This window comes from Pseudomonas sp. FW305-25 (assembly GCF_017351415.1).
In the GTDB taxonomy this organism is placed as follows: domain Bacteria; phylum Pseudomonadota; class Gammaproteobacteria; order Pseudomonadales; family Pseudomonadaceae; genus Aquipseudomonas; species Aquipseudomonas chlororaphis.
Genome location: NZ_JACNDE010000012.1, coordinates 111,545 through 138,186, shown reverse-complemented (window position 1 = coordinate 138,186; position 26,642 = coordinate 111,545). Strand labels below are relative to the sequence as shown.

At 63.8% G+C, this 26,642-nt stretch carries 26 protein-coding genes and 1 riboswitch; of the genes, 19 read left to right on the top strand and 7 right to left on the bottom strand.

Annotated elements, in window-relative coordinates; genetic code table 11:
- The first annotated feature begins 10 nt into the window (after positions 1-10).
- Positions 11-673 carry a class I SAM-dependent methyltransferase gene (locus J4E58_RS14250; protein ID WP_087092435.1) on the top strand — a complete coding sequence of 221 codons (663 nt, stop codon included), beginning with the start codon at positions 11-13 and terminating at the stop codon, positions 671-673.
- Positions 674-675: 2 nt separating this feature from the next.
- On the opposite strand, the gene J4E58_RS14245 is transcribed toward J4E58_RS14250, so the two are convergent.
- Positions 676-1,995 (bottom strand): sorbosone dehydrogenase family protein, encoded by a 1,320-nt coding sequence (locus tag J4E58_RS14245; RefSeq protein WP_087092434.1) that lies wholly within the window; start codon positions 1,993-1,995, stop codon positions 676-678.
- Between the two features lie 72 nt (positions 1,996-2,067).
- The gene (locus J4E58_RS14240; protein WP_087092433.1) at positions 2,068-2,649 is read right to left on the bottom strand and encodes a hypothetical protein; all 582 of its coding nucleotides are present in this window, start codon (positions 2,647-2,649) and stop codon (positions 2,068-2,070) included.
- Positions 2,650-2,812: 163 nt separating this feature from the next.
- Positions 2,813-3,049: riboswitch (cobalamin riboswitch) on the top strand.
- A 79-nt stretch (positions 3,050-3,128) separates the two neighbouring features.
- Between J4E58_RS14240 and cobO the strand changes: the two genes are divergently transcribed.
- The 14 genes from cobO to J4E58_RS14170 all read left to right on the top strand — a co-directional run bounded on the left by cobO (position 3,129) and on the right by J4E58_RS14170 (position 14,469).
- Positions 3,129-3,740: a cob(I)yrinic acid a,c-diamide adenosyltransferase gene (gene cobO, locus J4E58_RS14235; protein ID WP_053262256.1), complete on the top strand. Its 612-nt coding sequence runs from the start codon at positions 3,129-3,131 to the stop codon at positions 3,738-3,740.
- On the top strand, positions 3,737-5,062 hold the full coding sequence (locus J4E58_RS14230; RefSeq protein ID WP_087092432.1) for a cobyrinate a,c-diamide synthase: 1,326 nt from the start codon (positions 3,737-3,739) through the stop codon (positions 5,060-5,062). Before cobO ends, J4E58_RS14230 begins: the two co-directional genes overlap by 4 nt.
- Positions 5,059-5,709, top strand: a complete 651-nt coding sequence (gene bluB / locus J4E58_RS14225) for a 5,6-dimethylbenzimidazole synthase (protein ID WP_087092431.1) — start codon at positions 5,059-5,061, stop codon at positions 5,707-5,709. The genes J4E58_RS14230 and bluB overlap by 4 nt, the downstream gene beginning before the upstream one ends.
- Positions 5,706-6,614 (top strand): adenosylcobinamide-phosphate synthase CbiB, encoded by a 909-nt coding sequence (gene cbiB, locus J4E58_RS14220; RefSeq protein WP_007927792.1) that lies wholly within the window; start codon positions 5,706-5,708, stop codon positions 6,612-6,614. Before bluB ends, cbiB begins: the two co-directional genes overlap by 4 nt.
- On the top strand, positions 6,607-7,599 hold the full coding sequence (cobD, locus tag J4E58_RS14215) for a threonine-phosphate decarboxylase CobD (RefSeq protein ID WP_087092430.1): 993 nt from the start codon (positions 6,607-6,609) through the stop codon (positions 7,597-7,599). Before cbiB ends, cobD begins: the two co-directional genes overlap by 8 nt.
- Entirely contained in the window at positions 7,596-9,047 is a 1,452-nt protein-coding gene (locus J4E58_RS14210) for a cobyric acid synthase (RefSeq protein WP_087092429.1), read from the top strand. The genes cobD and J4E58_RS14210 overlap by 4 nt, the downstream gene beginning before the upstream one ends.
- A 61-nt stretch (positions 9,048-9,108) precedes the next feature.
- A complete protein-coding gene (gene cobU, locus J4E58_RS14205; protein ID WP_087092428.1) occupies positions 9,109-9,630 on the top strand; it encodes a bifunctional adenosylcobinamide kinase/adenosylcobinamide-phosphate guanylyltransferase in 522 nt (173 codons plus the stop codon).
- Positions 9,627-10,682, top strand: coding sequence for a nicotinate-nucleotide--dimethylbenzimidazole phosphoribosyltransferase (gene cobT / locus J4E58_RS14200; RefSeq protein ID WP_087092427.1), 1,056 nt, complete (start codon positions 9,627-9,629; stop codon positions 10,680-10,682). The genes cobU and cobT overlap by 4 nt, the downstream gene beginning before the upstream one ends.
- Positions 10,679-11,254: an alpha-ribazole phosphatase family protein gene (gene cobC, locus J4E58_RS14195; RefSeq protein WP_087092426.1), complete on the top strand. Its 576-nt coding sequence runs from the start codon at positions 10,679-10,681 to the stop codon at positions 11,252-11,254. Before cobT ends, cobC begins: the two co-directional genes overlap by 4 nt.
- A gap of 2 nt (positions 11,255-11,256) precedes the next feature.
- Positions 11,257-11,988 (top strand): adenosylcobinamide-GDP ribazoletransferase, encoded by a 732-nt coding sequence (locus J4E58_RS14190; RefSeq protein WP_087092425.1) that lies wholly within the window; start codon positions 11,257-11,259, stop codon positions 11,986-11,988.
- An 82-nt stretch (positions 11,989-12,070) separates the two neighbouring features.
- Positions 12,071-12,475: a MarR family winged helix-turn-helix transcriptional regulator gene (locus J4E58_RS14185; RefSeq protein ID WP_007927803.1), complete on the top strand. Its 405-nt coding sequence runs from the start codon at positions 12,071-12,073 to the stop codon at positions 12,473-12,475.
- Positions 12,476-12,526: 51 nt separating this feature from the next.
- Complete coding sequence (locus J4E58_RS14180; RefSeq protein ID WP_087092424.1) at positions 12,527-13,729, top strand: MFS transporter; 1,203 nt, start codon at positions 12,527-12,529, stop codon at positions 13,727-13,729.
- Entirely contained in the window at positions 13,726-13,887 is a 162-nt protein-coding gene (locus J4E58_RS14175) for a hypothetical protein (RefSeq protein ID WP_007927805.1), read from the top strand. The genes J4E58_RS14180 and J4E58_RS14175 overlap by 4 nt, the downstream gene beginning before the upstream one ends.
- Positions 13,888-13,917: 30 nt before the next feature.
- Positions 13,918-14,469 carry a glutathione peroxidase gene (locus J4E58_RS14170; RefSeq protein ID WP_087092423.1) on the top strand — a complete coding sequence of 184 codons (552 nt, stop codon included), beginning with the start codon at positions 13,918-13,920 and terminating at the stop codon, positions 14,467-14,469.
- A gap of 76 nt (positions 14,470-14,545) precedes the next feature.
- Here J4E58_RS14170 and J4E58_RS14165 read toward each other — a convergent pair whose 3' ends face one another.
- From J4E58_RS14165 to J4E58_RS14155, 3 genes are all read right to left on the bottom strand, one after another.
- A complete protein-coding gene (locus J4E58_RS14165) occupies positions 14,546-15,832 on the bottom strand; it encodes an OmpP1/FadL family transporter (RefSeq protein WP_087092422.1) in 1,287 nt (428 codons plus the stop codon).
- 145 nt (positions 15,833-15,977) lie between these two features.
- The gene (locus tag J4E58_RS14160) at positions 15,978-16,460 is read right to left on the bottom strand and encodes a hypothetical protein (protein ID WP_007927808.1); all 483 of its coding nucleotides are present in this window, start codon (positions 16,458-16,460) and stop codon (positions 15,978-15,980) included.
- Between the two features lie 274 nt (positions 16,461-16,734).
- Positions 16,735-16,959, bottom strand: a complete 225-nt coding sequence (locus J4E58_RS14155; protein WP_007927809.1) for a hypothetical protein — start codon at positions 16,957-16,959, stop codon at positions 16,735-16,737.
- A 942-nt stretch (positions 16,960-17,901) separates the two neighbouring features.
- On the opposite strand from J4E58_RS14155, the gene J4E58_RS14150 reads away from it, so the two are divergent.
- A complete protein-coding gene (locus tag J4E58_RS14150; protein WP_009045091.1) occupies positions 17,902-18,225 on the top strand; it encodes a hypothetical protein in 324 nt (107 codons plus the stop codon).
- Positions 18,226-18,400: 175 nt separating this feature from the next.
- Positions 18,401-19,768 carry a DNA recombination protein RmuC gene (rmuC, locus tag J4E58_RS14145; RefSeq protein WP_172963065.1) on the top strand — a complete coding sequence of 456 codons (1,368 nt, stop codon included), beginning with the start codon at positions 18,401-18,403 and terminating at the stop codon, positions 19,766-19,768.
- Between the two features lie 15 nt (positions 19,769-19,783).
- Here the strand turns inward: rmuC and J4E58_RS14140 are convergent, their stop codons facing one another.
- Positions 19,784-23,254, bottom strand: a complete 3,471-nt coding sequence (locus J4E58_RS14140) for a PAS domain-containing hybrid sensor histidine kinase/response regulator (protein WP_087092420.1) — start codon at positions 23,252-23,254, stop codon at positions 19,784-19,786.
- 199 nt (positions 23,255-23,453) lie between these two features.
- The gene (locus tag J4E58_RS14135) at positions 23,454-23,999 is read right to left on the bottom strand and encodes a TetR/AcrR family transcriptional regulator (RefSeq protein ID WP_053262243.1); all 546 of its coding nucleotides are present in this window, start codon (positions 23,997-23,999) and stop codon (positions 23,454-23,456) included.
- Positions 24,000-24,090: 91 nt separating this feature from the next.
- Here J4E58_RS14135 and J4E58_RS14130 point away from each other — a divergent pair, with 91 nt between their 5' ends.
- Positions 24,091-25,296, top strand: a complete 1,206-nt coding sequence (locus tag J4E58_RS14130) for an MFS transporter (RefSeq protein ID WP_087092419.1) — start codon at positions 24,091-24,093, stop codon at positions 25,294-25,296.
- A gap of 151 nt (positions 25,297-25,447) precedes the next feature.
- Positions 25,448-26,596: a TDT family transporter gene (locus tag J4E58_RS14125; RefSeq protein WP_087092418.1), complete on the top strand. Its 1,149-nt coding sequence runs from the start codon at positions 25,448-25,450 to the stop codon at positions 26,594-26,596.
- Positions 26,597-26,642: the final 46 nt, after the last annotated feature.

Below are 26,642 nucleotides of genomic sequence, written 5' to 3'. Positions count from 1 at the left end.
CGAGGTTGCCATGACCGCTCGTACCCTCAACCTCGACGACGCCCTCTATCACTACCTGCTCGACGTTTCCCTGCGCGAAACGCCGCTGCTGCGCCGTCTGCGTGACGAAACCCAGGCGCTGCCCATGGCGCGCTGGCAGGTAGCGCCCGAGCAGGGGCAGTTCCTGGCGTTGCTGATCAAGCTGATCGGTGCCCGGCGTGCGCTGGAGGTGGGGACCTTCACCGGCTACAGCGCCTTGTCCATGGCCGCGGCCTTGCCGGAGGATGGTCAACTGATCTGCTGTGACATCCCGGGCGACTACAACGCCACCGCGCGCCGTTACTGGCAGGAAGCAGGTGTCGCCGGACGGATCGAGTTACGCCTGGCACCGGCCCTGGATACCTTGGCCAGGATCGAGCAGGAGGAAGGCGAGGGTGGTTTCGACCTGATCTTCATCGACGCCGACAAGGCCAATTACCCGGCTTATCTGGAAAGTGCCCTGCGCCTGCTACGCGTGGGCGGGTTGGCGGTGTTCGATAACACGCTGTGGAGCGGTCGGGTGCTGGAGGAAAATCCCCAGAGTGAAGACACCCGGGCCATCCAGGCACTCAATCGCGCCTTGAAGGATGACCCGCGTGTCGACCTGTCGCTGCTGCCCCTGGGGGACGGCTTGACCCTGTGCCGCAAGCGCTGAACCTATTGCGCCTTGGCTGCTGACACGCGCCAGACCTTGTTGCCGACATCATCGGCTACCAGCAGATCCCCTTGCTTGTCGATCACTACGCCGACCGGGCGCCCCATGGCTTTCTCGTCGGCGTTGAGGAAGCCGGTCAGCACGTCCACCGGTTGGCCTACCGGCTTGCCGTTGGCGAAGGGTACGAAGATCACTTTGTAGCCGCTGTGGGGCTTGCGGTTCCACGAGCCATGCTGGCCGATGAACACGCCTTGGGTGAACGGCGCCGGCAGCTTGCTGCCTTCGGCGAATGCCAGGCCCAGGGAGGCGGTATGCGGGCCGACGGCATAATCCGGGGCGATGGCCTTGGCCACCAGGTCCGGGTTCTGCGGAGTGACTCGTACGTCCACATGCTGGCCGTAATAGCTGAATGGCCAGCCATAGAAGGCGCCGTCCTTGACCGAGGTGATGTAGTCCGGCACCAGGTCGCTGCCGATCTCGTCGCGCTCGTTGACCGCGGTCCACAACTGACCGCTTTGCGGCTCCCAGGCCATGCCGTTGGGGTTGCGCAGGCCGGAGGCGAAAATCCGTTGCTTGCCGCTCGCGCGGTCGACTTCCCAGATGGCGGCACGGCCTTCTTCCTGGTCCATGCCGTTTTCGCCGACGTTGCTGTTGGAGCCGACCGTGACGTACAGCTTGCTGCCGTCCTTGCTGGCAATCACGTTTTTGGTCCAGTGGTGGTTCAGCTTGCCGCCAGGCAGGTCCACCACCTTGGTCGGCTGGGCGCTGATCCTGGTGTCGCCGTCCTTGTAGGGGAAGCGCAGCAGGCGATCGGTGTCGGCGACGTACAGGTCATTGCCCACCAGGACCATGCCGAACGGCGAGTTGAGGTTTTCCAGGAATACCGTGCGGGTTTCCGCCACGCCATCGTGATCCTTGTCCCGCAGCAGGGTGATGCGGTTCGGGCTGGGCACGCCGGCCCCGGCGCGGCTCATGATCTTGCTGGCTATCCAGCCACGAATACCCTTGCTGTCATCGGGGGAGGGTGGGGCGTTGGTCTCCGCTACCAGTACGTCGCCGTTGGGCAGCACGTACAACCAGCGCGGATGGTCCAGGCCTTCGGCGAATGCGGCGACCTGGGTGCCGGCGGCGGCCACCGGTTTGGCGCCTTGCGGCCAGCCGATCGCGGGCGCGATGTTCACGGTCGGGAACAGGGTCTTGTTCGGTTCGGGGAGTTTCGGCGAGGGGCCGGTGCCGTCGGAGACCTGGAGGGTGGAGGTTTCGCCACAGGCACCAAGGCCTGCGGCGACGGCGATAAGGATTGCGTATCGAAGTTTGAGCATGCTGATTTCCCTATGTATGCACGACGTCGGTGTAGTCATAGAGAAGCACAGGTCGGCGATGGTTCAACCCGTTCAGCGCGCTTCCTTGAACAGCACGGCAACGCCGGGGTGATAGTTGCCGGCTTCATTGCGCAATTTGCGGTACGCGTAGGGGAAGTACCAGGCCACGGCGCAGCAATGTTCCTTTTGCAGGTCGTCGACCATGTCCTGCAGTTCTTCCGGGGTGGCGCTGTGCTGGGTTTTCTGGGGCGTGACGAACAGGCAGCCGAGTTTCAGGTCGCTGGGGTAGCTGGCTTTTTTCGCGTCGCTGGCGACATCCAGCAACGGTTGGGTCAGGTGCAGGCTGTTGACCCGGGGCCAGCGCTGGGTGGTCTGGATGTAGACGCGTTCCTCCTGCGTGGCGATGTACAGGTCGGTGCGGCCGTTGCGGTCGCCGTCCTCGAGCTGTTTTTTGCTCGGTGCGTGTTCCAGGGTGACCATCTCCGCCATCCAGGCTGCCGCCGAGAGCATTCCCAGGTTGGCTTTTTCGTCGAACCAGTACGGGCTTTCGTTATCGCCGCGCACGGCGTTGTAGCGGTCGATGCAATCGAACCAGCGTTCCAGGGCAGGGCGCAGGAATTCCAGTTTCGGATTGCTGATGATCATGCCTTGCATAGGACTTTTCCTATTATTGTTGAGATATTGGAGTTTTTTAACGCGATTATGGCTATTTGATATCACTGCACTGAGTGTGGCACAAGATTGGCGTCATTTTTCCGATATGCAGCATTCGCCGATCTGCGGGGCTTTAATTGACGCTCCACCCCCAACCCTCTAACCTTCGCGACTTGTTTCAGGTGCTCTGTGGCCTTGGGTCGACAGAGTGAAACAGGGAAGCCGGTGAGTACGCGTGCCGAAGGCGCACGCACGACGATTCCGGCGCTGCCCCCGCAACGGTAAGTGAGTCAAGACTGCGCCTGATGCCACTGTGTCGACTGTCGACATGGGAAGGCGCGCAGTTGGGCATTCCAGCCACTCACAAGCCCGGAGACCGGCCTGATCCATCCAACGGCATCACGGTGGGCGATGCCAGGCTTGCGCCGTCTATTCCTATTCCTGCCCCCCGTTATCCAGCCCCAACGGAGAGCTGCCCCATGACTGAATCCCCCGATCGTGACGAACGCCATCTGGCGCGCATGTTGCGCAAAAAAGCCGTGATCGATGAACGCATCGCCAACTCGCCGAACGAGTGCGGTTTGCTGCTGGTGCTGACCGGCAACGGCAAAGGCAAAAGCAGCTCGGCCTTCGGCATGCTCGCGCGGGCCATGGGCCACGGCATGCAATGCGGCGTGGTGCAGTTCATCAAGGGCCGCAACAGCACTGGCGAGGAATTGTTCTTCCGGCGCTTCCCGGAGCAGGTGCGTTTCCATGTCATGGGCGAAGGCTTCACCTGGGAAACCCAGGACCGCCAGCGCGACATCGCCGCGGCCGAAGCGGCCTGGGCGGTTTCCCGCGAACTGCTGAGCGATCCGACGATCGGCCTGGTGCTGCTCGATGAACTGAACATCGCCCTCAAGCACGGCTATCTGGACCTGGATCAGGTGCTCAGCGACCTGCAGGCGCGACCGCCGATGCAGCATGTGGTGGTCACCGGACGTGGCGCCAAGCCAGAGATGATCGAGCTGGCCGACACCGTCACCGAAATGGGCATGGTCAAGCATGCGTTCCAGGCCGGGATCAAAGCGCAAAAAGGCGTCGAACTGTGAGTGATGCCCGTCATTGCCCGGCGGTATTGATTGCCGCGCCGGCTTCCGGTCAGGGCAAGACCACCGTGACCGCCGCGCTCGCCCGCCTGCATCGCAATCAGGGACGCAAGGTGCGCGTGTTCAAGTGCGGCCCGGACTTTCTCGACCCGATGATCCTCGAGCGCGCCAGCGGTGCGCCGGTGTATCAACTTGACATGTGGATGGTCGGCGAGCAGGAAAGCCGCCGCCTGTTGTGGGAGGCCGCCGGCGAGGCGGACCTGATCCTGATCGAAGGCGTGATGGGGCTGTTCGACGGCACGCCGTCCAGCGCCGACCTGGCGCGGCATTTCGGGGTGCCGGTGCTCGCGGTGATCGATGGCACCGCCATGGCCCAGACCTTCGGCGCCCTGGCGCTGGGGCTGGCGCGTTATCAGCCGGACTTGCCGTTCGCCGGCGTGCTGGCCAACCGCGTCGGCACCCTGCGGCATGCACAGTTGCTCGAAGGCAGCCTGACCGAAGGCCTGCGCTGGTACGGCGCGCTGTCCCGGGAAACCGGCATCGAACTGCCCAGCCGCCATCTGGGGTTGGTGCAGGCCAGCGAACTCAACGATCTGGATCTGCGTCTCGACGCCGCCGCGGCCGCCTTGGCGGACAGCTGCGAAGTGGCCTTGCCGCCCGCCGTGGTGTTCGCCGCTCCCCAGACGGTTGACGTCGAGCCGTTGTTGGCCGGCGTGCGCATTGCCGTGGCCCGCGACGAAGCCTTTGCCTTTACCTATGGCGCGAGCCTGGATCTGCTGCGGGCCATGGGCGCCGAGCTGGTCTTTTTCTCGCCGATCCATGACGCGGTACTGCCTGAGGCAGACAGCCTGTACCTGCCGGGCGGTTACCCGGAGTTGCATCACCGGGCGCTGGCGACGAATAGCTCGATGCTCAGCGCGATCCGCGCGCATCACGCCGCAGGCAAACCCTTGCTCGCCGAGTGTGGCGGCATGTTGTATCTGCTGGATTCCCTGACCGACGTCGACGGCGAGCGCGCCGAACTGCTGGGCCTGTTGCCCGGCGACGCGGTGATGCAAAAGCGCCTGGCGGCCCTGGCCTTGCAGGCGGTGGAGTTGCCGGAAGGCTCGTTGCGCGGGCATACCTACCATCATTCGTTGACCAGCACCGAGCTTGCGCCGATCGCTCGCGGCCTGAGCCCGAATGGCGGGCGCGGCGCGGAAGCGGTTTACCGCGAAGGGCGGATGACCGCCTCTTATGTGCATTTCTATTTTCCGTCCAACCCCGAAGCGGTGGCGGCCCTGCTGGCGCCGGCAGGAGCGAGCGTGCTCGCGCGGTGCCTATGAGCGACAACGCCTTTTCCGCGGCCGAACGCGACGCGGTCTATCGCGCGATCGCCGAGCGTCGTGACATGCGCCACTTCGTCGGTGGCACGGTCGAGCCGCAGGTCTTGCGTCGCCTGCTGGAAGCGGCGCACCAGGCGCCCAGCGTCGGTCTGATGCAGCCCTGGCGGTTCATCCGTATCAGTGACCGGTCGTTGCGCGGGCAAATCCAGCAACTGGTGGAAGAGGAGCGGGTACGCACCGCCGAGGCCCTGGGCGAACGCTCCGATGAGTTCATGAAGCTCAAGGTCGAAGGCATCAACGACTGCGCCGAGGTCCTGGTGGCGGCGCTGATGGACGACCGTGAGCGGCATATTTTCGGCCGCCGCACCCTGCCGGAAATGGACCTGGCCTCGCTCTCCTGCGCGATTCAGAACCTGTGGCTGGCGGCCCGGGCCGAAGGGCTGGGCATGGGCTGGGTGTCGCTGTTCGAGCCCGCTGGCTTGGCCCAGTTGCTGGGCCTGCCGGCCGGGGCCAAGCCGCTGGCGGTGCTGTGCCTGGGCCCGGTCGGCGAGTTTTACCCGGCGCCGATGCTGGTGCTCGAGGGCTGGGCGCGGGAGCGTCCGCTGAGTGAGTTGCTGTATGAAAATTATTGGGGAGTGAGTCAATGAGTGTGGCGTTGCTGAGTGTCGCCGGAGTGGCGCTGGATGCGTTGCTGGGCGAACCCAAGCGCTGGCATCCACTGGTGGCGTTCGGTCGTTTTGCCGATCGCATCGAGCAACGCTTCAACTCCGGTGGCCGCGGCTGGCGCAGTCATGGCGTCACCGCCTGGGTCATCGCGGTGCTGCCGCTGACCCTGCTGGCAACCCTGTTTTCCTGGCTGCCCTACATCGGCTGGTTGTTCGAGATCCTGGCGCTGTATTGCGCCCTTGGCCTGCGCAGCCTCGGCGAGCATGTCGAGCCGGTGGCCCAGGCCTTGCGCAGCGACGACCTGGACCAGGCGCGGCAGCGGGTCGGTTATCTGGTGAGCCGGCAGACCAGCGAGCTGGATGCCACCGAAGTCGCCCGCGCCGCCACCGAGTCGGTGCTGGAAAACGGCAGCGATGCGGTGTTCGCCGCCTTGTTCTGGTTTGCCGTGGCCGGTGCGCCGGGCGTGGTGCTCTATCGCCTGAGCAATACCCTGGATGCGATGTGGGGCTATCGTAATGAACGCTTCGAGCGTTTCGGCTGGGCGGCGGCGAAGATCGACGACCTGCTCAACTACATTCCAGCCCGCCTGGTAGCCCTGACTTACGCGTTGCTGGGCAAGACCCGCCTGGCGCTGAAATGCTGGCGCCGCCAGGGGCCGACCTGGGACAGCCCGAATGCCGGGCCGGTGATGGCGGCCGGGGCCGGGGCCCTGGGCGTCGAGCTAGGCGGCGCGGCGATCTATCACGGCGAGCTGCATCAGCGCCCGCAATTGGGCGAAGGCGTGGCGGCCGATGCCTCGTCCATCGATCGCGGCTGGCAACTGGTGCAGCGCGGGGTCTGGTTATGGCTGCTGATTCTCTGCGTGGGAGCTGAGTTCTATGCTTGAGCACGGTGGCCGCCTGCGCAAGGCGGCCGAGCAATACGGCATCGCCGAGGCCGACTGGCTGGACCTGTCCAGCGGCCTGGCACCCTGGCCGTGGCCGATTCCCGAGATCGGGATGCGGGCTTGGGCGCGCCTGCCGGAAACCGACGATGGCCTGGAGCAGGCCGCCCGCGACTACTACGGCGCGGCCCATGTGTTGCCGGTGCCCGGTTCCCAGGCGGCGATCCAGCTGCTCCCGCGTTTGCGCCGCGCCGGCAAGGTCGGCGTGCTGTCGCCCTGTTATGCCGAGCACGCCGAAGCCTGGCGCCGCAGCGGCTACATCGTGCGGGAAGTGCTGGAACAGGAAGTGGACTTTTTCCTCGACAGCCTGGACGTGCTGGTGGTGGTCAACCCGAACAACCCCACGGGCTTGAGCCTGACCCCGGAGCGCCTGCTGGACTGGCATGCACGCCTGGCGCAGCGCGGTGGCTGGCTGGTGGTCGACGAAGCCTTCATGGACAACACTCCCCAGCTGAGCCTGGCGGCCCAGGCCGATCAGGTGGGGTTGATCGTCCTGCGTTCCTTCGGCAAGTTTTTCGGCCTGGCCGGGGTGCGCCTGGGCTTCGTGCTGGCCGAGCGCAAGCTGCTCAAGCTGCTGGCCGAGCAGGTCGGCCCCTGGGCCGTCAGTGGGCCGACCCGGGTGCTGGGCCAGGTGTGCCTGCGTGACAGCCAAGGCCATGGGCGGCAACGAGTGCGCAGCGAAGCGGCGAGCCTGCGCCTGGCGCAACTGCTCGAGCGCCACGGCCTGAAACCCCAGGGTGGCTGTGCGCTGTTCCAGTGGCTGATCACCGATCGCGCCGAGCTGTTGCATGAGTTCATGGCGCGCCGGGGCATCCTGCTGCGGCTGTTCACCCACAACAGCAGCCTGCGCTTCGGCCTGCCGGCCGACGAAGCCGACTGGTCGCGTCTCGAACAGGCCTTCGTCGCCTACGCCAAGGAACATCCATGACCACCCTGATGGTGCAGGGCACCACTTCCGACGCCGGTAAAAGCACCCTGGTGACGGCGCTCTGCCGCTGGCTGACGCGCCAGGGCGTCAGCGTCGTGCCCTTCAAACCGCAGAACATGGCCCTCAACAGCGCGGTGACCGCCGACGGTGGCGAGATCGGCCGGGCCCAGGCAGTACAGGCCCAGGCCGCGCACCTGGAGCCGCACACCGACATGAACCCGGTGCTGCTCAAACCCAACAGTGACACTGGGGCCCAGGTGATCATTCACGGTCGCGCGGTGACCACCATGAACGCGGTGGCCTATCACGACTACAAGGCTATCGCCATGCAGGCGGTGCTGGCCTCTCACCAACGCCTGAGCGCGGCCTATCCGGTGGTGATGGTGGAAGGCGCGGGCTCGCCGGCGGAGATCAACCTGCGGGCCGGCGACATTGCCAACATGGGCTTTGCCGAAGCGGTGGACTGCCCGGTGCTGCTGATCGCCGACATCAACCGTGGCGGGGTTTTCGCCCATCTGGTGGGCACCCTGGAGCTGTTGTCGCCAAGCGAGCAGGCGCGGGTCAAAGGTTTCATCATCAACCGTTTTCGCGGCGATATCGCCCTGTTGCAACCGGGCCTCGACTGGCTCGAAGCGCGTACCGGCAAGCCGGTGATCGGCGTGTTGCCCTATGTGCTGGACCTGCATCTGGAAGCCGAAGACGGCATCGACCAGCGTCAGGCCGACAAGGCCGAGCAGGTGCTGAAAGTACTGGTGCCGGTATTGCCGCGCATCAGCAATCACACCGACTTCGATCCGCTGCGCCTACACCCTCAGGTGGACCTGCAATTCATCGGTCCCGGCCAGGCGATTGCGCCGGCCGACCTGATCATCCTACCCGGCTCGAAAAGCGTGCGCAGCGACCTGGCGTACCTGCGCGCCCAGGGCTGGGACACGGCCATCGCCCGGCACCTGCGCTACGGCGGTAAGTTGCTGGGTATCTGCGGCGGTTTGCAGATGCTCGGCGAGCAGCTGCACGACCCTTTCGGGTTGGAAGGCGCGCCAGGCTCCAGCGCGGGGTTGGGGCTGCTGGCGTTCGATACGGTGCTGGAACAAGAGAAGCAGCTGCGCAATGTGCGTGGACGTCTGGCGCTGGAGGAGGCCGAGGTCAGCGGTTATGAGATCCATGCCGGCGTCACGACGGGGCCTGCGCTGGAACTGGCCGCCGTGACCCTGGACGACGGTCGCTGCGACGGCGCGCGCAGCGACGACGGGCAGATTCTCGGCACCTACCTGCACGGTCTGTTCGAGGCGCCGGCGGCCTGCAGTGCGTTGCTGCGCTGGGCGGGTTTGCGCGAGGTGCAGGCGGTCGACTACCACGCTCTGCGCGAGCGCGACATCGAGCGCCTGGCCGATCTGGTGGAGCAGCACCTGGACACCGAGCACCTGCGCCAGCTTTGCGGGCTTTAGAACGTCGGCGCCGGCATTGCCGCGCCGCTGTGGCTGTACCTCAATTCAAGGGTTTCCAAGCATGTTGCAACTGATCCTCGGCGGTGCCCGTTCCGGCAAGAGTCGCCTGGCGGAAAAGCTCGCCGGCGAGAGCGGCCTGGCCGTGACCTATATCGCCACCAGCCAGGCGCTGGACGGCGAAATGAGTCAGCGCATCGCGCATCACCGCGAACGGCGTCCGGCCCAATGGGCATTGATCGAGGAGCCGTTGGAATTGGCGCGGGTGCTGCGCGAAAGCGCGAGCGCCGAGCGCTGCCTGCTGGTGGATTGCCTGACCTTGTGGCTGACCAACCTGTTGCTGCTGGAGGATGCCCAGCGGCTCGCCAGTGAGCGCGAAGCGCTGCTGGAGTGCCTGGCGTCGCTGCCGGGCGAAATCATTTTTGTCAGCAACGAGACTGGAATGGGTGTCGTGCCGCTGGGCGAGTTGACTCGCCGTTATGTCGATGAAGCCGGTTGGCTGCATCAAGCCCTGGCCGAGCGTTGTCAGCGGGTAGTGCTGACGGTGGCCGGCCTGCCCCTGACTCTGAAAGGAACTGCGTTATGAATGACTTCTGGTGGCTGCGGCCGTGCAAGGCGCTCGACACTCAAGCCCTGGAGGCGGCGCAGTCGCGTCAGCAGCAATTGACCAAGCCAGCGGGTTCGCTGGGGCAGCTGGAGCAGGTCGCGGTACAGCTGGCCGGCTTGCAGGGGCGGGTCAAGCCTGGCCTGGAGCAGCTGTGGATTGCGATTTTCGCCGGCGACCACGGGGTGGTGGCCGAGGGTGTTTCGGCTTATCCGCAGGCAGTCACGGGGCAGATGCTGCACAACTTCGTCAGCGGCGGCGCGGCCATCAGCGTGTTGGCGCGGCAGCTGCGGGCACGCCTGGAAGTGGTCGATCTCGGCACGGTGACGCCCGGCTTGAACCTGCCCGGCGTGCGGCATTTGAACCTGGGGGCGGGCACCCGGAACTTCGTCGAGGGGCCGGCCATGACCCAGGCCCAGGGCGAGCGGGCCCTGCAGGCCGGACGTGACAGTGTGCTGCGGGCCGTCGAACAGGGCAGCGAGCTGTTTATCGGCGGCGAGATGGGCATCGGCAACACCACCGCGGCCAGCACCGTGGCCTGTGCCTTGCTGGATATTCCGGTAGCGCACCTCGCGGGGCCGGGCACCGGCCTGGATGCGGCGGGTGTCAGCCACAAGGCGCAGGTGATTGAGCGCGCCTTGAGCCGGCATGCCGCCCAGCGTGGCGATGCCTTGCAGACCTTGTTCAACCTTGGCGGTTTCGAGATCGCCGCGCTCGTTGGGGCGTACCTGGCCTGTGCCCAGGAAGGCGTCGCGGTGCTGGTCGATGGTTTCATTTGCAGCGTGGCGGCGCTGGTGGCGGTGCGGCTGAACCCCGAGTGCCGCCCGTGGCTGCTGTTCGGCCACCGTGGGGCCGAGCCGGGGCATCGGCATATCCTGCAAACCCTCGAGGCCGAGCCTTTGCTGGACCTCGGCCTGCGCCTGGGTGAGGGTAGTGGCGCGGCGCTGGCGGTGCCGTTGCTGCGCCTGGCCTGCGACCTGCACGGGCAGATGGCGACTTTTGCCGAAGCGGCCGTGGCGGATCGTCCGGCATGACCTTGCGCCTGGACCTGCTGCGCCACGGCGAAACCGAGCTCGGTGGTGGCCTGCGCGGCAGCCTAGACGATGCCCTGACCGACGCCGGTTGGCAGCAGATGCGTGCTGCTGTCGCAGGCCGGGGGCCCTGGGATCGGCTGGTAAGTTCGCCCTTGCAACGCTGCGCGCGTTTTGCCGAGGAACTGGGGGCGCGCCTGGCGCTGCCGGTGACCCTGGACCCGGATCTGCAGGAGCTGCATTTCGGTGCCTGGGAAGGGCAGAGCGCGGCGGCGCTGATGGCCACCGACGCTGAGGCGCTGGGGCGGTTCTGGGCCGATCCCTATGCCTTTACCCCGCCGCGGGGCGAGCCGGTGCTGGCGTTTTCCGCGCGGGTGCTGGGGGCGGTCGAACGTCTGCATCAGCGTTATGCCGGCGAGCGGGTGCTGCTGGTCAGCCATGGCGGGGTGATGCGCTTGTTGCTGGCCCGGGCCCGAGGTTTGCCGCGTGAGCAGTTGCTGAATGTCGAGGTTGCTCACGGTGCCTTGTTCGCCCTGACTGTCGAGGCTGGCCTGGTATTGAGCGAGGGAGTCTGAGCGTGCTGCCATTCTGGATCGCCCTGCAATTTCTCAGCAGTTTTCCGGTGCGTTTGCCGGGCATGCCGTCGCCCGAGGAAATGGGCCGGTCGTTGCTGTTCTACCCGTTGATCGGCCTGCTGTTCGGGCTGCTGCTCTGGGGGCTGAACCAGTTGTTGATGGGCGCGCCGCTGTTGCTGCATGGGGCGTTGTTGCTGACGGTCTGGGTGCTGCTCAGCGGTGCCTTGCATCTGGATGGGCTGGCCGACAGCGCGGACGCCTGGCTGGGCGGCTTCGGCGATCGCGAGCGCACACTGACGATCATGAAGGACCCGCGCAGCGGGCCGATTGCCGTGGTCACCCTGGGGCTGGTGTTGCTGCTCAAGTTCGCCGCGCTGGTAGCGCTGATCGAGCAGCAGGCCGGCGTTGCCTTGCTGCTGGCGCCGCTGATCGGTCGCGGCGCCTTGCTGGGATTGTTCCTCTGCACGCCTTATGTGCGCCCTGGTGGCCTTGGGCAGGCGCTGGCGAATCATCTGCCACGTCTGGCCGGCAAGTGGGTGCTGGCGCTTACTGTGTTGGTGTGCGTAGTGCTCAGTGGCTATAGCGCGGTGTTGGCGTTGCTGCTGGCGGGCCTGGTGTTTGCTGGCTTGCGTCAGCTGATGCTGCGTCGTCTGGGTGGCACCACCGGGGACACGGCGGGCGCCCTGCTGGAACTGCTGGAGGTGACGGTCCTGGTAGGGTTGGCGCTGTTCTAGAAAGGCGGAGCGCGGGTTTTATTCGCGCCCTGAACTATGCAAATTTCTTGCATTCCCTTAATCGCGGGTATATACACGCACCATGCTTCCTTCTCAATGTCTGTGCACCAACCTGCGGCGCGCCGCCCGTGGCGTTAGCAGGTTCTACGACGGCGCTCTCGACGGCTTCGGGATCAACGTTGCCCAGTATTCCTTGCTGAGTAACCTGCAGCGCCTGGACCAACCGAGCATTTCCAGCCTGGCCGAGGCCATGGGCCTGGACCGCAGTACCCTGGGCCGTAACCTGCGGGTGCTGGAAGGCGAGGGCCTGGTCCGACTGTCCGAGGGTGAGGATCAACGCAATCGCATCGTCCAGCTGACCGATGAGGGCCAGCAGCGATTGCTGGCGGCCTTGCCGGCCTGGGAAGCGGCGCAACAGCGCTTGATCGACCGTCTGGGTGCAGAAAAACGCGAAACCTTGCTGGCCTTGCTGAACGAACTGGCGTGAAGGCCTTTCGTTCGATGATAAGCGGGTATATACCCGTAAGTGGAGAATAAAATGACTTCGATGTGGCGTACCAGCGGTTGGGTTCTTCTCGGGAGTGCGCTGATCCTGGCCTTGTCCCTGGGGATAAGACATGGCTTCGGGCTGTTTCTGCCGCCCATGAGCGCGGAGTTCGGCTGGGCGCGCGAGGTGTTTGCCTTTGCCATTGCCCTGCAGAACCTCATCTGGGGCCTGGCCCAGCCCTTCACTGGAGCCCTGGCCGACCGCTTCGGTGCGGCCAAGGTAGTGCTGGTCGGCGGTGTGCTGTACGCCGTGGGCCTGTTGTTCATGGGGTTGGCCGATTCGCCGCTGTCGCTGTCGTTGAGCGCCGGCTTGCTGATCGGTATCGGGCTTTCGGGGACCTCGTTTTCAGTGCTTCTCGGCGTGGTGGGGCGCGCGCTGCCGGCGGAGAAACGCAGCATGGGCATGGGAGTCGCCAGTGCGGCCGGTTCGTTCGGTCAGTTCGCCATGCTGCCGGGTACCCTGGGTTTGATCGGCTGGCTCGGCTGGTCCTCGGCACTGTTGGTGCTGGGGTTGCTGGTGGCATTGATCGTGCCGCTGGTGAGCATGCTCAAGGACAAGCCGCTGCCCAGCCTGGGCCATGAGCAGAGCCTCTCCGAGGCCTTGCGTGAGGCCTGCTCTCACTCCGGGTTCTGGCTGCTGGCGTTCGGCTTTTTCGTCTGCGGTTTCCAGGTGGTGTTCATCGGCGTGCATTTGCCAGCCTACCTGGTGGACCAGCACTTGCCGGCCACGGTAGGCACCACGGTGCTGGCGCTGATCGGCCTGTTCAATATCTTCGGCACCTACACCGCCGGCTGGCTGGGTGGGCGCATGTCCAAGCCGCGCTTGTTGACCGGCCTGTACCTGTTGCGTGCGGTGGTCATCGGCCTGTTCCTCTGGCTGCCGGTGACGCAAGTCAGTGCGTATCTGTTCGGCATGGCCATGGGCTTCCTGTGGCTGTCGACGGTGCCGCTGACCAATGGCACGGTGGCGACCTTGTTCGGGGTGCGCAACCTGTCCATGCTGGGCGGCATCGTGTTTCTGTTTCACCAGTTGGGCTCGTTCCTCGGCGGCTGGCTCGGCGGGGTGGTCTACGATCGAACCGGGAGTTATGACTTGATCTGGCAGGTGGCGATTCTCCTCAGTCTGCTGGCCGCAGCCCTGAACTGGCCAGTGCGCGAGCGTCCGGTTGCCCGTCTGCAGGCAAGCGCGGCATGAGTCGGACAGGCTTGCGCTGGGTCAGTCTGGTGGCTGTCGTCGCGCTGTTGGCGGTGGCCTGGTGGGGCTGGCACCAGGGTGGGCTGGCGCTGATGCAGTTGGGCATGGGCGTCTGCCAGGAAGCGCTTGCTAGGGCGTCCGCCGGGCGAGTAGTTTGACCCTTTGACGGTACTTTCAAGGAGTTGAATATGTTGGCGCGCTGGCTTGCTGTTCCAGCTGTACTCATGGTGTTTGCCGGTTCGACCTGGGCGGGCGAATGCCCGTCGCTGTTGCAGGGTTCGCTGCCCAAGCTGCGCGCCAAGGAGTTCATCGACCTGTGCCAACGCTTTGCCGGCAAGCCGCTGGTGGTGGTCAATACCGCGAGCTTTTGCGGCTTCGCCCCGCAGTTCAAGGGGCTCGAGGCGTTGTACCAGCGTTACAAGGATCAGGGGCTGGAGCTGGTAGGCGTGCCGTCCAATGACTTCAAACAGGAGTCCAAGGATGGCGCGGAGACGGCCAAGGTCTGTTATGCGAACTACGGCGTCACCTTCATCATGACCGAGCCGCAGCAGGTCCGAGGCCCGGACGCGGTGCACCTGTTCAAGGTCCTGGCCGAGCAGAGCAGTGCGCCGAAGTGGAATTTCTACAAGTATGTGGTCGATCGCCAGGGCAAGGTGATCGCCAATTTCTCCAGCCTGACCAAACCGGACAGTCCTGAACTGATCGAGGCCGTGGAACAGGCGCTGGCGTCCAAGCCTTGAGAGTTATCCACGGCCAATAATAAAAAAGCCCCTGCATCCTTGGATGCGGGGGCTTTTTCGTTCAGGCCGTCAGGCTTTAGAAGCGGTAGGTTGCACCGACACCGAAGCCGTTCGCGCTGTTTTCGTACTCGGCGCTGTAAGACTGGCCGAGCTGTTGGTTCCTGTTGTTGACCTTGACCTTCTCTTCCTTGAGGTAGGAGTAAGCCACGTCGATGGTCAGGTCTTCAGTTGGGCTCCAGCCGGCGCCGAGGCTGAAGATGGTCCGGTCGCCGGTAGGGATGCGTGGCGAACGGTTGGTGTTGTTGGCCGGCGACTGGTCGAAGCTCAGGCCGGTACGCAGTACCCACTGCTTGTTCAACTGGTAGGAAGTACCGATGGCATAGGCCCAGGTGTCGTGCCAGTTCTGTTCTTCCTTGATGGAGCTGAGGGCACCCGGGGCCAGAAGACCACCGGCGCTGGCGGTTACGCCTTCGTTTTGTACGGTGATGTCTTTCAGGCGGCTCCAGCGGGTCCAGGTCGCACCGGCGTAGAGTTTCCAGGCATCGTTGAGGTCCTGGGTCACCGACAGGTCGGCCGACTCAGGGGTGGTGATGTCCAGCGAGGCGTCGTAGCGAGCACCGCGCAGCAGGGCGCCCGGAGTACCGGCGCCTGGGCTGACTTCGGTGTGGCCTTCCAGCTTGTACTTGACCTTCGAGTGATAAGTCAGGCCCACGCGAGTGGTGTCGGTCGCCTGGACCAGCACACCGATGTTGTAGCCATAGCCGATATCGTCACCCTTGATCTGGACATTGCCATCGTTAGGCGACAGTGGCGTGGTCAGCGCGGATTCCAGGGTGCCGGAGATACGGTTGATGGTCGGGCCGAAACCGATCGACACCTTGTCGTTGAAGGCATAGCTGACGGTTGGCTGGAAGGTGACGACTTTAACTTCGCTTTTGCTGCCGAAGTTACGGCCCTGGAAGCCGCTTTCATAGTCGGTGATCAGGCCGAACGGGGCGTAGACACCCAGGCCGAAGGCCCACTGGTCATCGATAGGCTTGACGTAGTAGGCCATTGGGACGGCGGTGAACGGCACCATATCGCCTTTGTTGGTCCCTCTCTGGCTACCGCTGGCGTCGTTGATATCGGTGGACGCGTCGATGGCCGCGAGGCCGCCAGTGACTTGCTGGCGTTTCAGGCGCGACATACCGGCAGGGTTACCAAAAACTGTGCTTGCATCGTCGGCAGCAGAGGATCGACCGGCGAAACCAGTACCCATGCCGCTGATGCTTTGTTCGTTCAGGGCAAAGCCGCTTGCGAAAAGTTGGGTGGATGCCATGGCAACGGCAAGGCTAAGACTGGTTTTGAGTATTACTTTTTTCATTATTAGAACTCCTGGTGATCACCGGAGCGAAAATTACCAACATTTCCTCCTCAACGCTATAGGCTGTATGGCTTGAGATAGAGCGGTTTTGTAGGACAATCCGACCAAAATTGCGCTTGTTTGCGCGATCTTGCAAAAAGTCCGGTCAGCAGGCGACCTGATTCAGTGGCGCAACACAGGTCTGCCAGGCATCGGCGAAGTCCCGCAGACGTCCTTGTGGCTGGAAGATCTGCTTCCAGATACGAGCCATGCCGACCAGGTCATCGGCTTCGGGGAGCGGGGTGTTCTGCTCTTCTACCAGCAGCCAGGCGATGGCGGTGGCGTAACGCAGGTTGACGGTCAGTTCCAGATGCGGCCCGCTGAGGAATGCATGCTGGCTGGCCAGGCCGCGAACCAGGCTGGCGCGTTCCGGGTCCAGGGCCAGATAGTGGTCCCAGAGTGCCTGGTGGCGGGGTTCGGCGATGCGGTAGAGGCCGTGGCCTCTGCGGTCGTGCAGGGCGGAGCCGAGGGCGGATTGACTGGCGGCGATGCCTAGCAGCAATGATTCTGCGGTGCGACTGTGATTGCCCAGATAGATCAGGGTCGGACGGATCACGTAGCGGCACAGTTCGCTGGCGGCAATACCCATAAAGCCCTCGAAGCGTGAAGTGGCCGGCGAGGCCTGATGGGGGAGCTTGGCAGCGATGGATCGGTCAGGCTCGCCGGAAGCGGATCATGCCGCTTGAGTTGAAGTGTAGTGTCATCTCGTTGCTGTAAAGGTCTGTTTTTAAAATATTTCCGGCTTCCTGTTATAACCGTTATACCGGATGGTGCTTTAGCCGAAGGCGGGAAAATCGAAATAACAGGTAATAAAAAGCCCCGCTATTCAGGCGGGGCTTCGGGTTTTTCAGCGCTCTGGCGTCTCAGGCGGTCAGGGCCTGACGAGTGCGCTCGATCACCGCTTGCAGCGGCTCGGCGCTGGAATACTGATCGGGGTACAGGCGTTCGCTGTGACGAGCGATACCGTGTTCGTTGACCAGGGTGAAGCTGAAGCAGCCTTTGCGAGCGGCCATGATCAGGCAGTTCATTGGAGCAAAAGCATTGGTAAGGGTGCGAATGGCATCCTGAGTCTGGATTTGAGTAGACATAGTTATTGGGTGTTCCTACAAATGACACGGTTAAGAACCGTGCAACGTTAAAACGTTCCAGTAACGCCGACCACCATTGGTCGAACGAAGAACCCGACTGGAACAAAGCAGCCAGTTGGAAGCGCTTTATCAAGTGCGCGCTAGGGCTGGCAGGTAGGTACTTAGGAGGGCAGGCAATCACAGCAGGGGTTAAGGTTCTGGGCCCCAGGTGAAGATCCTGATCAATTTGCAGGTTGGTTCGGTCAGAGTAAAAAGGGCTTCGCGACATCCTTTGCAATGTGTTCAAAGGCAGTGTCGGCGAAAGCTTTACCTGGAAACCAGCGAGGTGGTCGATCCCGTGTAGTCGGTAGAAACTTCTCTTCAGGGAAGCTGAACCGGGGGACTTGTTCGACCAGAATTGACTTTCAGCTTGGTACTAACGCTGTGGATGATAACGGATTGATGTAGCTGATGCAAGTGTGTTAGGCAAAATGGTTATGAGCGTCACAGGGGCGAGGTCGTGAACAAGGCAGGCCGGCCTTTCCACCGTAGTTGAGCAGAAAGTTGTTACTGGAGCTTTGGTCTTCGCTGCTGTTCTCCCGTGAAACGGGCGAAAAAGGTGCACCGATATAACCGGATCAAGGGTACTTGTGCACAATAGTTGCGCGGACTGTCACCGGCCTGTCACCTCACCTGTCGGGCCCTCCAATGCCTGCGATGAAAATTTAAGTCAATGAAAAACATCGGTTTTTTTTACTGGTGAAAAAATCGTCAGTTTGACTGCGGGCCCCGTCCCATGCGGCTTTCGGAGACTTGTAGGGCGGTTGTCCACTGAGTTATCCACAGCTTCTGTGGATTGTCCCAAGCGCTTGCTCTAGCACGGGCGTGCCGAGTTTTTTCGACTTTACGCGTGTGAAAAAAGGAGTAGAGTGGCGCGCCTTCCGATCTGCCCTACAGTGCTTTATGAAGTTTCGCTCAGTGTCACCTTCTGTTACCTCTGCCTCTTCCAGTGTTACCGAGCCCAAGCGTTTTTCGTTACGTGTGGCCATGTGGCTGCTCGACAGCCCGCGCCTGGGTGATAACCGGAACGTCAAGCACTTTGCCGGGCGTTTGCTCAAGCAGCCTGCCCGGGAAGGGGTAGTGGCGGCGCAGAGCCGTCTCGGCCAACTGATGTGCCGCGAATGCGGCAACGCCCGCGATCGGCGGATCGGCCATGACCTGCTGCGCCAGGCGGCACGGGCTGGCGATCGCCGCGCCCAGCTGGAGCTTGGCCAGATCGAAGACTGAGCTGTCCAAGCCTCGGTCCCTTGGTTAACCTTCAAGCTTTATTTCACTGTCTGGAGTGGCTATGGCTATGGACTTGACCAGCGTACTGCTCGGTCTGGCAGGCGCGGCATTGCCCTTGGTGGCGCTCGCCTGGCAACTGCAACGCCGTCTGAGCTCCCGCCAAACCGAACTGTCCCTGCTGGAGGAACGCCTGGCCACGGCGTTGCTGGCGCAGGATGGCTTGAACGCCCAACTGGATGCCTGCCGCGACGAGATCAGCGACCTGGGCCAGGCCAATGCCGTGAAGCAGGCCGACCTGGCGGCGGTGCGCCGGGAAGTCGAGTTGTTGCAGATCGAGCGCGACAACGCCCGTGATGCCGCCCACGCCTGGAACCTTGAACGGGCCAACAAGGAAGCCGAACTGCGGCGCCTGGACGCCCAGGCCGCGTCATTGAATGCCGAGTTGCGCGAGCAGCAAGAAAGCCACCAGCAGCGCCTGAACGACCTGCAAGGCTCGCGGGACGAGCTGCGGGCGCAGTTCGCCGAGCTGGCGGGCAAGATCTTCGACGAGCGTGAGCAGCGTTTTGCCGAGAACAGCCAGCAGCGTCTCGGACAATTGCTCGACCCGCTCAAGGAGCGCATCCAGTCCTTCGAGAAGCGGGTCGAAGAGAGTTATCAGGCCGAAGCGCGCGAGCGTTTTTCCCTCGGCAAGGAGCTCGAGCGCCTGCAGCAGCTGAACCTGCGCTTGAGCGACGAGGCGACCAACCTGACCCGTGCGCTCAAGGGCCAGAAAACCCAGGGCAACTGGGGTGAGCTGATTCTCGAGCGGGTACTGGAGCATGCCGGCCTGGAGAAGGGCCGGGAGTACCAGACCCAGGTCAGCCTCAAAGGGCCCGACGGCGAGCGTTTTCAGCCCGACGTGCTGATCATGCTGCCCGGCGACAAGCAGGTGGTGGTGGACTCCAAGGTCAGCCTGACCGCCTACCAGCAGTTTGTCGCGGCGGACGATGAAGTGATCGGCCAGGCGGTGCTGAAGCAGCACGTACTGTCCTTGCGCAATCACGTCAAAGGCCTGGCCGGCAAGGATTACAAGCGTCTGGAAGGCTTGCACAGCCTGGATTTCGTCTTGCTCTTCGTGCCCATCGAGGCAGCTTTTTCCGCTGCCTTGCAAGCCGAGCCCAACCTGTTCCAGGAAGCCTTCGACCGCAATATCGTGATCGTCAGCCCGACCACCTTGCTGGCTACCCTGCGAGTGATCGACAGCCTGTGGAAGCAGGAGCGGCAGAGCCAGAACGCCCGGGAAATCGCCGAACGCGCCGGTTGGCTGTACGACAAGTTCGTGTTGTTCATTCAGGATCTGGATGAAGTCGGCAATCGCCTGCAGCAGCTGGACAAGGCCTACAGCGCCGCGCGCAACAAGCTGACCGAGGGGCGTGGCAACCTGGTCAGCCGCAGCGAACAACTGCGGTTGCTCGGGGCGCGTGCCAGCAAGAGCCTGCCGGCGGACCTGCTGGAGCGGGCGATGACCGATGCCGACGGCGCGTTGCTTGAACTGCCGGATTGATTCGAGAGCGGGCTATCAGAGCGGCAGATGCCGGCTCAGCAGCGCCCGCAACGCCGCGGGCTTCACCGGCTTGGCCAGGTAGTCCAGCCCAGCGGCGTGCACCTCGGCGACCATCTCGGGGCGCCCGTCGGCGCTGATCACCACGCCTGGCACCGGGTCACCCAACTGGGTACGCAGCCAGGCCATGACCCCGGTGCCGGTTTCGCCATCGTCCAGGTGATAGTCCACCAATGCCAGTTGCGGGCGCACGCCATCATTGAGCAGCGCCGCGCATTCTTCGCGGTTACGCGCGGTCCAGACCTGGCAGCCCCAGCGGCTGAGCAGGCTGTTCATGCCGATCAGGATGCTGTCTTCGTTGTCGACACACAGCACCTGGGCGCCGGACAGCAGATGGCCGTTGAGTTCGGCCACCTGCCTCGGTGCGCTGACGACCGCCTTGGCCAAAGGCACGCTGACACTGAAGACGCTGCCCTTGCCCGGCCAGGAGCGCACTTGCAGGCCGTGACCGAGAACGCGACACAGCCCGTCGGCGATCGCCAATCCGAGGCCCAGGCCTTTTTCGGCGCGGGTCTGGTGGCTGTCGAGGCGTTTGAATTCTTCGAAGATCACTTGCTGCTTATCCAGTGGAATCCCCGGTCCACGGTCCCAGACTTCCAGGCACAGCTGGTTGCCGCGGCGGCGCACGCCCAGCAGCACAGGTCCCTTGGCGTAACGGAAGGCATTGGTCAGGAAGTTCTGCAGAACCCGGCGCAGTAGCTTGATGTCGCTGTCGACCCTGAGACGGCTGCCGCGCAGGCGGAATTTCAGGCCTTGCTCCTGGGCCAGTACCTTGAATTCGGCCCCCAGGGTATCGAACAGTTCGTTGAGCACGAACGGCTTGCGCTCTGGATTGATCTTGCCGTTTTCCAGGCGGGAGATATCCAGCAGGTCGCTGATCAGGTCTTCGGCGGAGCGCAGGGAGCTGTCCAGGTGCTGGACCAATTGCTGGGCTTCGGTGGACAAACCGTCGTCCTGGTGGGAGAGGGCGGCAGAGAACAGCCGGGCGGCATTCAGTGGTTGCATCAGGTCGTGACTGACCGCCGCCAGGAAACGCGTCTTGGATTGGTTGGCGGCCTCGGCGGTGCCCTTGGCCTCGGTCAGCGCGGCGTTCAGTTGCGACAGTTCGTGGGTTCGCTCGGCGACCCGCTGCTCCAGGCCTTCGTTGGCTTCGGTGAGGGCCTGTTCGGCTTCGCGGAACGGGGTGATGTCGGTGAAACTCATGACAAAGCCGCCGCCGGGCATCGGGTTGCCGATCAACTCGATCACCCGGCCATTGGGGAACAGCCGTTCGGAGGTGTGGGCGCGGCCCTGACGCATCCAGTGCAGGCGGCGGGCGACATGCACTTCGGCCTCGCCCGGCCCGCACAGGCCTCGTTCGGCGTTGTGGCGGATGATGTCGGCGATCGGCCGGCCGACGCTGATCAGCCCGTCCGGGTAGTTGAACAGCTCCAGGTAGCGACGGTTCCAGGCCACCAGCCTGAGGGACTGGTCGACCACGCTGATGCCCTGGCTGATGTTCTCGATCGCCCCTTGCAGCAAGGCCCGGTTGAATTGCAGCACTTCAGAGGCTTCGTCGGCGATGCGCACTACGTCTTCGAGCTGCATCTCCCGCCCTTCGATGGCGGCCTTGACCACCGCGCGGGTGGACGATGCGCCGAGCACGCCGGCCAGCAGGCGTTCGGTGTGGGCGATCCATTCGCCGTCGGCGTTCTGGTTGGGGTTGAAGCCTTTGCCCTGGCGGTAGGCAAAGCGGATGAAGCTCTGGCGGGCCCGTTCTTCCCCGACAAATCGCGCGGCGAGCTTGAGCAGGTCGTCGATCTGTACCGAGAGCATCGATCGGGCGCTGGGGCGGCCGCTGATTTCCTGGCCGATGAAGCGCCCGGCCTGCCAGTGTTCCGAAACCCGGGTACGCGACAGCACCGAGACCCAGGCGAACAGGGTGAAGTTGCCGGCCAGCGACAGCACCACACCTTGGGTCAAGGGTGTGATCGGCAGGTTCAGCGGGTTGCCGTGCAGCCAGGCCAGGCCCGGGAAGCTGCTCAGCGACCAGCCCAGGCTGTGGGCGGCGATCGGCAGGACCAGGGTGTAGAACCACAGGAAAGTACCGGCCGCCAATCCGGCGAACACGCCGCGGCGGTTGGCCTGCTTCCAGTACAGCGCGCCGAGCATGGCTGGGGCCAGCTGGGTCACCGCGGCGAAGGCGATCTGGCCGATGGTCGCCAGGCTCGCGGTGGAGCCCAGCAGGCGGTAGCTGACATAGGCCAGCAGCAGGATGACCACGATGCTGACCCGGCGCACCGAGAGCATCCAGTGGCGGAACACTTCGAAGGGCCGTTCGGCACTCTGCCGGCGCAGCAGCCAGGGCAGCAGCATGTCGTTGGAGACCATGGTCGACAGGGCCACGCTGGCGACGATCACCATGCCGGTGGCGGCCGACGCGCCGCCGATAAAGGCCAGCACGGCCAGGGCCGGATGGGCCTGGGCCAGGGGCAGGCTGATGACGAACGAATCCGGCAGCACCGAGCTGGGCAGCAGCATCTGCCCGGCCAGGGCGATCGGCACCACGAACAGCGCGGCCAGGGCCAGGTAGGCGGGAAACACCCACTTGGCCAGGCGCAGGTCCTGGGGTTCGATGTTCTCCACCACGGTGACGTGGAACTGCCGCGGCAGGCAGATGATCGCCATCATGGCGACGCCGGTCTGCACCACCATCGACGGCCAGTTGATGGTTTCTTCCCAGTACTGCTCCAGGCGCGGGGCAAGCATGGCCTGGCTGAACAGGTCGTCGAAACCGTCGTACAGGCCATAGGTGACAAAGGCGCCGACCGCAAGAAAGGCCAGCAGCTTGACCAGGGACTCGAAGGCAATCGCCAGCACCATGCCGCGGTGGTGCTCGGTGGCGTCGAGGTTGCGGGTACCGAAGACGATGGTGAACAGCGCCAGGATCAGCGACACGATCAGCGCCGTGTCCTGGGCGCGGGTGCCCATGGTGTCGGCACCCGCGCCGATCAGCAGGTCCACGCCAAGCACGATGCCCTTGAGCTGCAGGGCAATATAAGGAAGCACGCCGACCAGGCAGATCAGCGCCACCACCACCGCCAGGGTCTGGGACTTGCCGTAGCGCGCGGCGATGAAGTCGGCGATGGAGGTGATGTTTTCCTGCTTGCTGATCATCACCATCTTTTGCAGGACCCAGGGCGCGAGTACCAGCAGCAGGATCGGCCCCAGGTAGATCGGCAAGAACGACCAGAGTTGCTCGGCGGCCTGGCCGACGGCGCCGAAGAAGGTCCAGCTGGTGCAATACACCGCCAGCGACAGGCTGTACACCCAGGCACGCACCCGCGGCGGCAAGGGCGCGCTGCGACGGTCACCGTAAAAGGCGATGGCGAACATGATGGCCATATAGGCCAGGGCGACGATGGCGATCAGCCCGCTGGACAGCGACATGGAAACTCCGAACATAAAGGCGCGCCGGGCGCTTCAGCCCGGTCAGACAGTCTCGCACGATGTTCGGGGTTCGTCAGTGTCGACCAAGGTATTGGCGCGGCCAGGTGTCGCAGGGGGAAGAGGGCTGCCTGTCAGGTTTTATCGCGGAAGGCGCGCGCTTATGGAAGGTGGCTCGGAACCGGTCGGCGCGAGGGCAGCCTCAAGGCCGCAGCGCGATGTCGATCAGTTCATGCAGTTCCTGCACTTCAAGCGGTTGCGCGGCGAACAGGATGCGGAACACCGTTGGCGCCACCAGCATGTTCAACAGCCGGTCGATGCTGGGCAGGGCCGCTTCGCTGTGCCGGTGACGGTCGAGGATGATCTGCAATTGCCCGCTGAGAATGCTCACGCAATAGCCGGGCGTGCTGCTGCATTGCACGTCGCGCATCATGTTGCGCCCGGGTTCGGAGCTCATTTCATCGAGGTACTGTTCGGCCCAGGCCCGCAGGTCGCCGAGCAGGCTGCCGGTGGCGGCCGGTTCGCTGTCCGGGCGCATGCGTTCCAGGGCGACATCCGCCAGCAGTGCCGACAGGTCGCCCCAGCGCCGGTAGATGGTCGAGGGCGTAACGCCGGCGCGGGTAGCGATTTGCGGCACGGTCAGGGTCGAGCGCTCCTGTTCTTCGAGGAGTTCCCTGACTGCCGAGTGGATGGATTCCTGCACCCGGGCACTGCGCCCGCCCGGGCGTAAACCTTCTTTAATAGCCATGGATCGAACCTTAACACAAAGAATTTGCTTTAAGAGCGAGGCGGTAGCACACTCCGCAAAAGCAAAAAATTAGCTTTAATGGAGCGTGCCCATGTCCAGTAGTGTCGACTCTTCACGGTCAAACCGTTCCAGACTGTTGTTTCTGGCGATCACCTTACTCAGTTTTCTCGCCGCTTCCAGTGTGCCGACGCCGATGTATCACCTGTATCAGGAGGTGCTGCAATTCTCGTCGGCGACCTTGACCCTGATCTTCGGCGTCTACGCCTTGAGCCTGCTGGCGGCGCTGCTGACCGTCGGCTCGCTTTCGGATTATCTGGGACGCAAGCCGGTGATCTTCGTGGCGTTGCTGCTGGACATACTGGCGATGCTGCTGTTCATCCAGGCCGACAGCGTGGCCTGGCTGATTGCTGCCCGGGTGATGCAGGGCTTCGCCACCGGCATGGCCACCAGTGTGCTGGGGGCGGCGCTGCTGGATACCGACCGCCAGCAGGGGCCGTTGGTCAACAGCGTGGCGCCCTTGCTGGGCATGGCGTGCGGGGCGATGGGCAGTGGCTTGCTGGTGGAATATGCGCCGTTGCCGCTGCAACTGGCCTACTGGTTGCTGCTGGTGCTGTTTGTCGCCCAGGCGCTGTACGTCTGGCGTTTGCCGGAGACGGTCACTGCCCAGGCTGGTGTCTGGGCTTCCCTGCGGCCCTCGCTGCATGTACCGCCCCAGGCGCGACGGGCGCTGTGGTTGGCGTTACCGGTGGATGTGGCGGTGTGGGCCGTGGGTGGGTTCTTTCTGTCGTTGGCGCCATCGCTGGTGCGCGCTGCGACGGGCTCGACCTCGAACCTGATCGGCGGTGGCCTGGTGGCAGTGCTGACGCTGAGCGGTGCCCTGATGATTGTTTCCCTGCGCCATCGTCCGGCCGACAAGGTTTTGCGGTTGGGCGCGAGCCTGCTGGCCGTCGGCATCAGCCTGATCCTCATCGCCGTGCACACCGCCAGCCTGCCGCTGTTCTTCCTCGGCACCCTGGTCACGGGCGGAGGTTTTGGCTCCGGGTTCCTCGGCGCTCTGCGCAGTGTGATGCCGCTGGCCTTGCCCCATGAGCGGGCGGGATTGATGTCGGCGTTTTATGTCCTGAGTTATCTGGCGTTCTGCCTGCCATCCCTGCTGGCAGGAAACCTGACGCGCAGTTTCGGCCTGATCGCGACCACCGATGGTTATGGCGCGGTGTTGATCCTGTTGTCCCTGGGCGCTTTGTTGGGGGTGCTGCGTCAGCGAACCGCCAAGGCCTGCGTCGCGCAAGAGAGTTGAGCGCGACGCGGATGCCGGTGGTTGAAACGCAGGCAGTGTCTAGCTCTTATATTTATAAAATAGATAACAGATAGAGAGATTACCCGTTATATAGATATTCGATATGGTTCTACCATGGGCTCCACCTCATCGGAGGACAGGAGATCACACCATGACATGCCCCAATACCCTCAGAACCGGACGGCCCTTGAGCCAGTTGCAGCATCCTCGCGAAGCCATCCGCCATTTCACCCCCAACTGGTTCGCGGCCACCATGGGCACCGGCGTGCTGGCCCTGGCGCTGGCCCAGTTGCCGCTGCGGATCCCGGGCTTGCACCTGTTGGCCGAGGGGCTGTGGCTGTTCACCATCGGGTTGTTCGTAGTGTTCAGCGTCGCTTATGCGGCACGCTGGGTAATGTTCTTCGACGAAGCCCGGCGGATTTTCGGGCATTCCACGGTCTCGATGTTCTTCGGCACCATCCCCATGGGGCTGGCCACCATCATCAACGGTTTTCTGCTGTTCGGCGTACCGCGCTGGGGTGACGGCGTGGTGCAGCTGGCCGAGCTGCTGTGGTGGCTGGATGTGGCGCTGTCGCTGGCTTGCGGGGTGCTGATTCCCTACATGATGTTCACCCGCCAGGAGCACCGTATCGACCAGATGACCGCGGTCTGGCTGTTGCCGGTGGTCGCGGCCGAAGTCGCCGCCGCCAGTGGCGGGCTGCTGGCGCCGCATCTGGTGGACGCGCATTCGCAACTGGTGATGCTGGTGACCAGCTATGTGCTCTGGGCCTTCTCGCTGCCGGTGGCTTTCAGCATCCTGACCATTCTCCTGCTGCGCATGGCCTTGCATAAGCTGCCTCACGAAAGCATGGCTGCCTCGAGCTGGCTGGCCCTGGGGCCGATCGGCACAGGGGCCCTGGGCATGTTGCTGCTGGGCGCGGACGCTCCAGCGATCTTCGCCGCCAACGGCATGGCCGCAATGGGCGAAATCGCCGAGGGCCTGGGCCTGGTGGCCGGTATCACCCTGTGGGGTTTCGGCCTGTGGTGGATGCTGACGGCGCTGCTGATCACCCTGCGTTATCTGCGCGACGGCATTCCGTTCAACCTCGGCTGGTGGGGATTCACCTTCCCGCTGGGGGTCTATGCCCTGACCACCCTGAAATTGGCCGCTACCCTGAACCTGACGTTTTTCGCGGTGTTCGGCAGCCTGTTGGTCCTGGCGCTGGCGCTGATGTGGCTGGTGGTGGGCAAGCGCACGCTGCAGGGCGCTTATCGTGGCGAGTTGTTCGTTTCGCCTTGCATCGCAGGATTAGCGAAATAATCCGCGAACTTTAGGTAAGGTTGTGGCCTGGATCGAAGATCGATAA

Coding starts and splice junctions, on each gene's coding strand:
- J4E58_RS14250 (WP_087092435.1), top strand. CDS start 11: ATGACCGCTCGTACCCTCAACCTCGACGACGCCCTCTATCACTACCTG.
- J4E58_RS14245 (WP_087092434.1), bottom strand. CDS start 1,995: ATGCTCAAACTTCGATACGCAATCCTTATCGCCGTCGCCGCAGGCCTT.
- J4E58_RS14240 (WP_087092433.1), bottom strand. CDS start 2,649: ATGCAAGGCATGATCATCAGCAATCCGAAACTGGAATTCCTGCGCCCT.
- cobO (WP_053262256.1), top strand. CDS start 3,129: ATGACTGAATCCCCCGATCGTGACGAACGCCATCTGGCGCGCATGTTG.
- bluB (WP_087092431.1), top strand. CDS start 5,059: ATGAGCGACAACGCCTTTTCCGCGGCCGAACGCGACGCGGTCTATCGC.
- cbiB (WP_007927792.1), top strand. CDS start 5,706: ATGAGTGTGGCGTTGCTGAGTGTCGCCGGAGTGGCGCTGGATGCGTTG.
- cobD (WP_087092430.1), top strand. CDS start 6,607: ATGCTTGAGCACGGTGGCCGCCTGCGCAAGGCGGCCGAGCAATACGGC.
- J4E58_RS14210 (WP_087092429.1), top strand. CDS start 7,596: ATGACCACCCTGATGGTGCAGGGCACCACTTCCGACGCCGGTAAAAGC.
- cobU (WP_087092428.1), top strand. CDS start 9,109: ATGTTGCAACTGATCCTCGGCGGTGCCCGTTCCGGCAAGAGTCGCCTG.
- cobT (WP_087092427.1), top strand. CDS start 9,627: ATGAATGACTTCTGGTGGCTGCGGCCGTGCAAGGCGCTCGACACTCAA.
- cobC (WP_087092426.1), top strand. CDS start 10,679: ATGACCTTGCGCCTGGACCTGCTGCGCCACGGCGAAACCGAGCTCGGT.
- J4E58_RS14185 (WP_007927803.1), top strand. CDS start 12,071: ATGCTTCCTTCTCAATGTCTGTGCACCAACCTGCGGCGCGCCGCCCGT.
- J4E58_RS14180 (WP_087092424.1), top strand. CDS start 12,527: ATGACTTCGATGTGGCGTACCAGCGGTTGGGTTCTTCTCGGGAGTGCG.
- J4E58_RS14175 (WP_007927805.1), top strand. CDS start 13,726: ATGAGTCGGACAGGCTTGCGCTGGGTCAGTCTGGTGGCTGTCGTCGCG.
- J4E58_RS14170 (WP_087092423.1), top strand. CDS start 13,918: ATGTTGGCGCGCTGGCTTGCTGTTCCAGCTGTACTCATGGTGTTTGCC.
- J4E58_RS14165 (WP_087092422.1), bottom strand. CDS start 15,832: ATGAAAAAAGTAATACTCAAAACCAGTCTTAGCCTTGCCGTTGCCATG.
- J4E58_RS14160 (WP_007927808.1), bottom strand. CDS start 16,460: ATGGGTATTGCCGCCAGCGAACTGTGCCGCTACGTGATCCGTCCGACC.
- J4E58_RS14155 (WP_007927809.1), bottom strand. CDS start 16,959: ATGTCTACTCAAATCCAGACTCAGGATGCCATTCGCACCCTTACCAAT.
- J4E58_RS14150 (WP_009045091.1), top strand. CDS start 17,902: ATGAAGTTTCGCTCAGTGTCACCTTCTGTTACCTCTGCCTCTTCCAGT.
- J4E58_RS14140 (WP_087092420.1), bottom strand. CDS start 23,254: ATGTCGCTGTCCAGCGGGCTGATCGCCATCGTCGCCCTGGCCTATATG.
- J4E58_RS14135 (WP_053262243.1), bottom strand. CDS start 23,999: ATGGCTATTAAAGAAGGTTTACGCCCGGGCGGGCGCAGTGCCCGGGTG.
- J4E58_RS14130 (WP_087092419.1), top strand. CDS start 24,091: ATGTCCAGTAGTGTCGACTCTTCACGGTCAAACCGTTCCAGACTGTTG.
- J4E58_RS14125 (WP_087092418.1), top strand. CDS start 25,448: ATGACATGCCCCAATACCCTCAGAACCGGACGGCCCTTGAGCCAGTTG.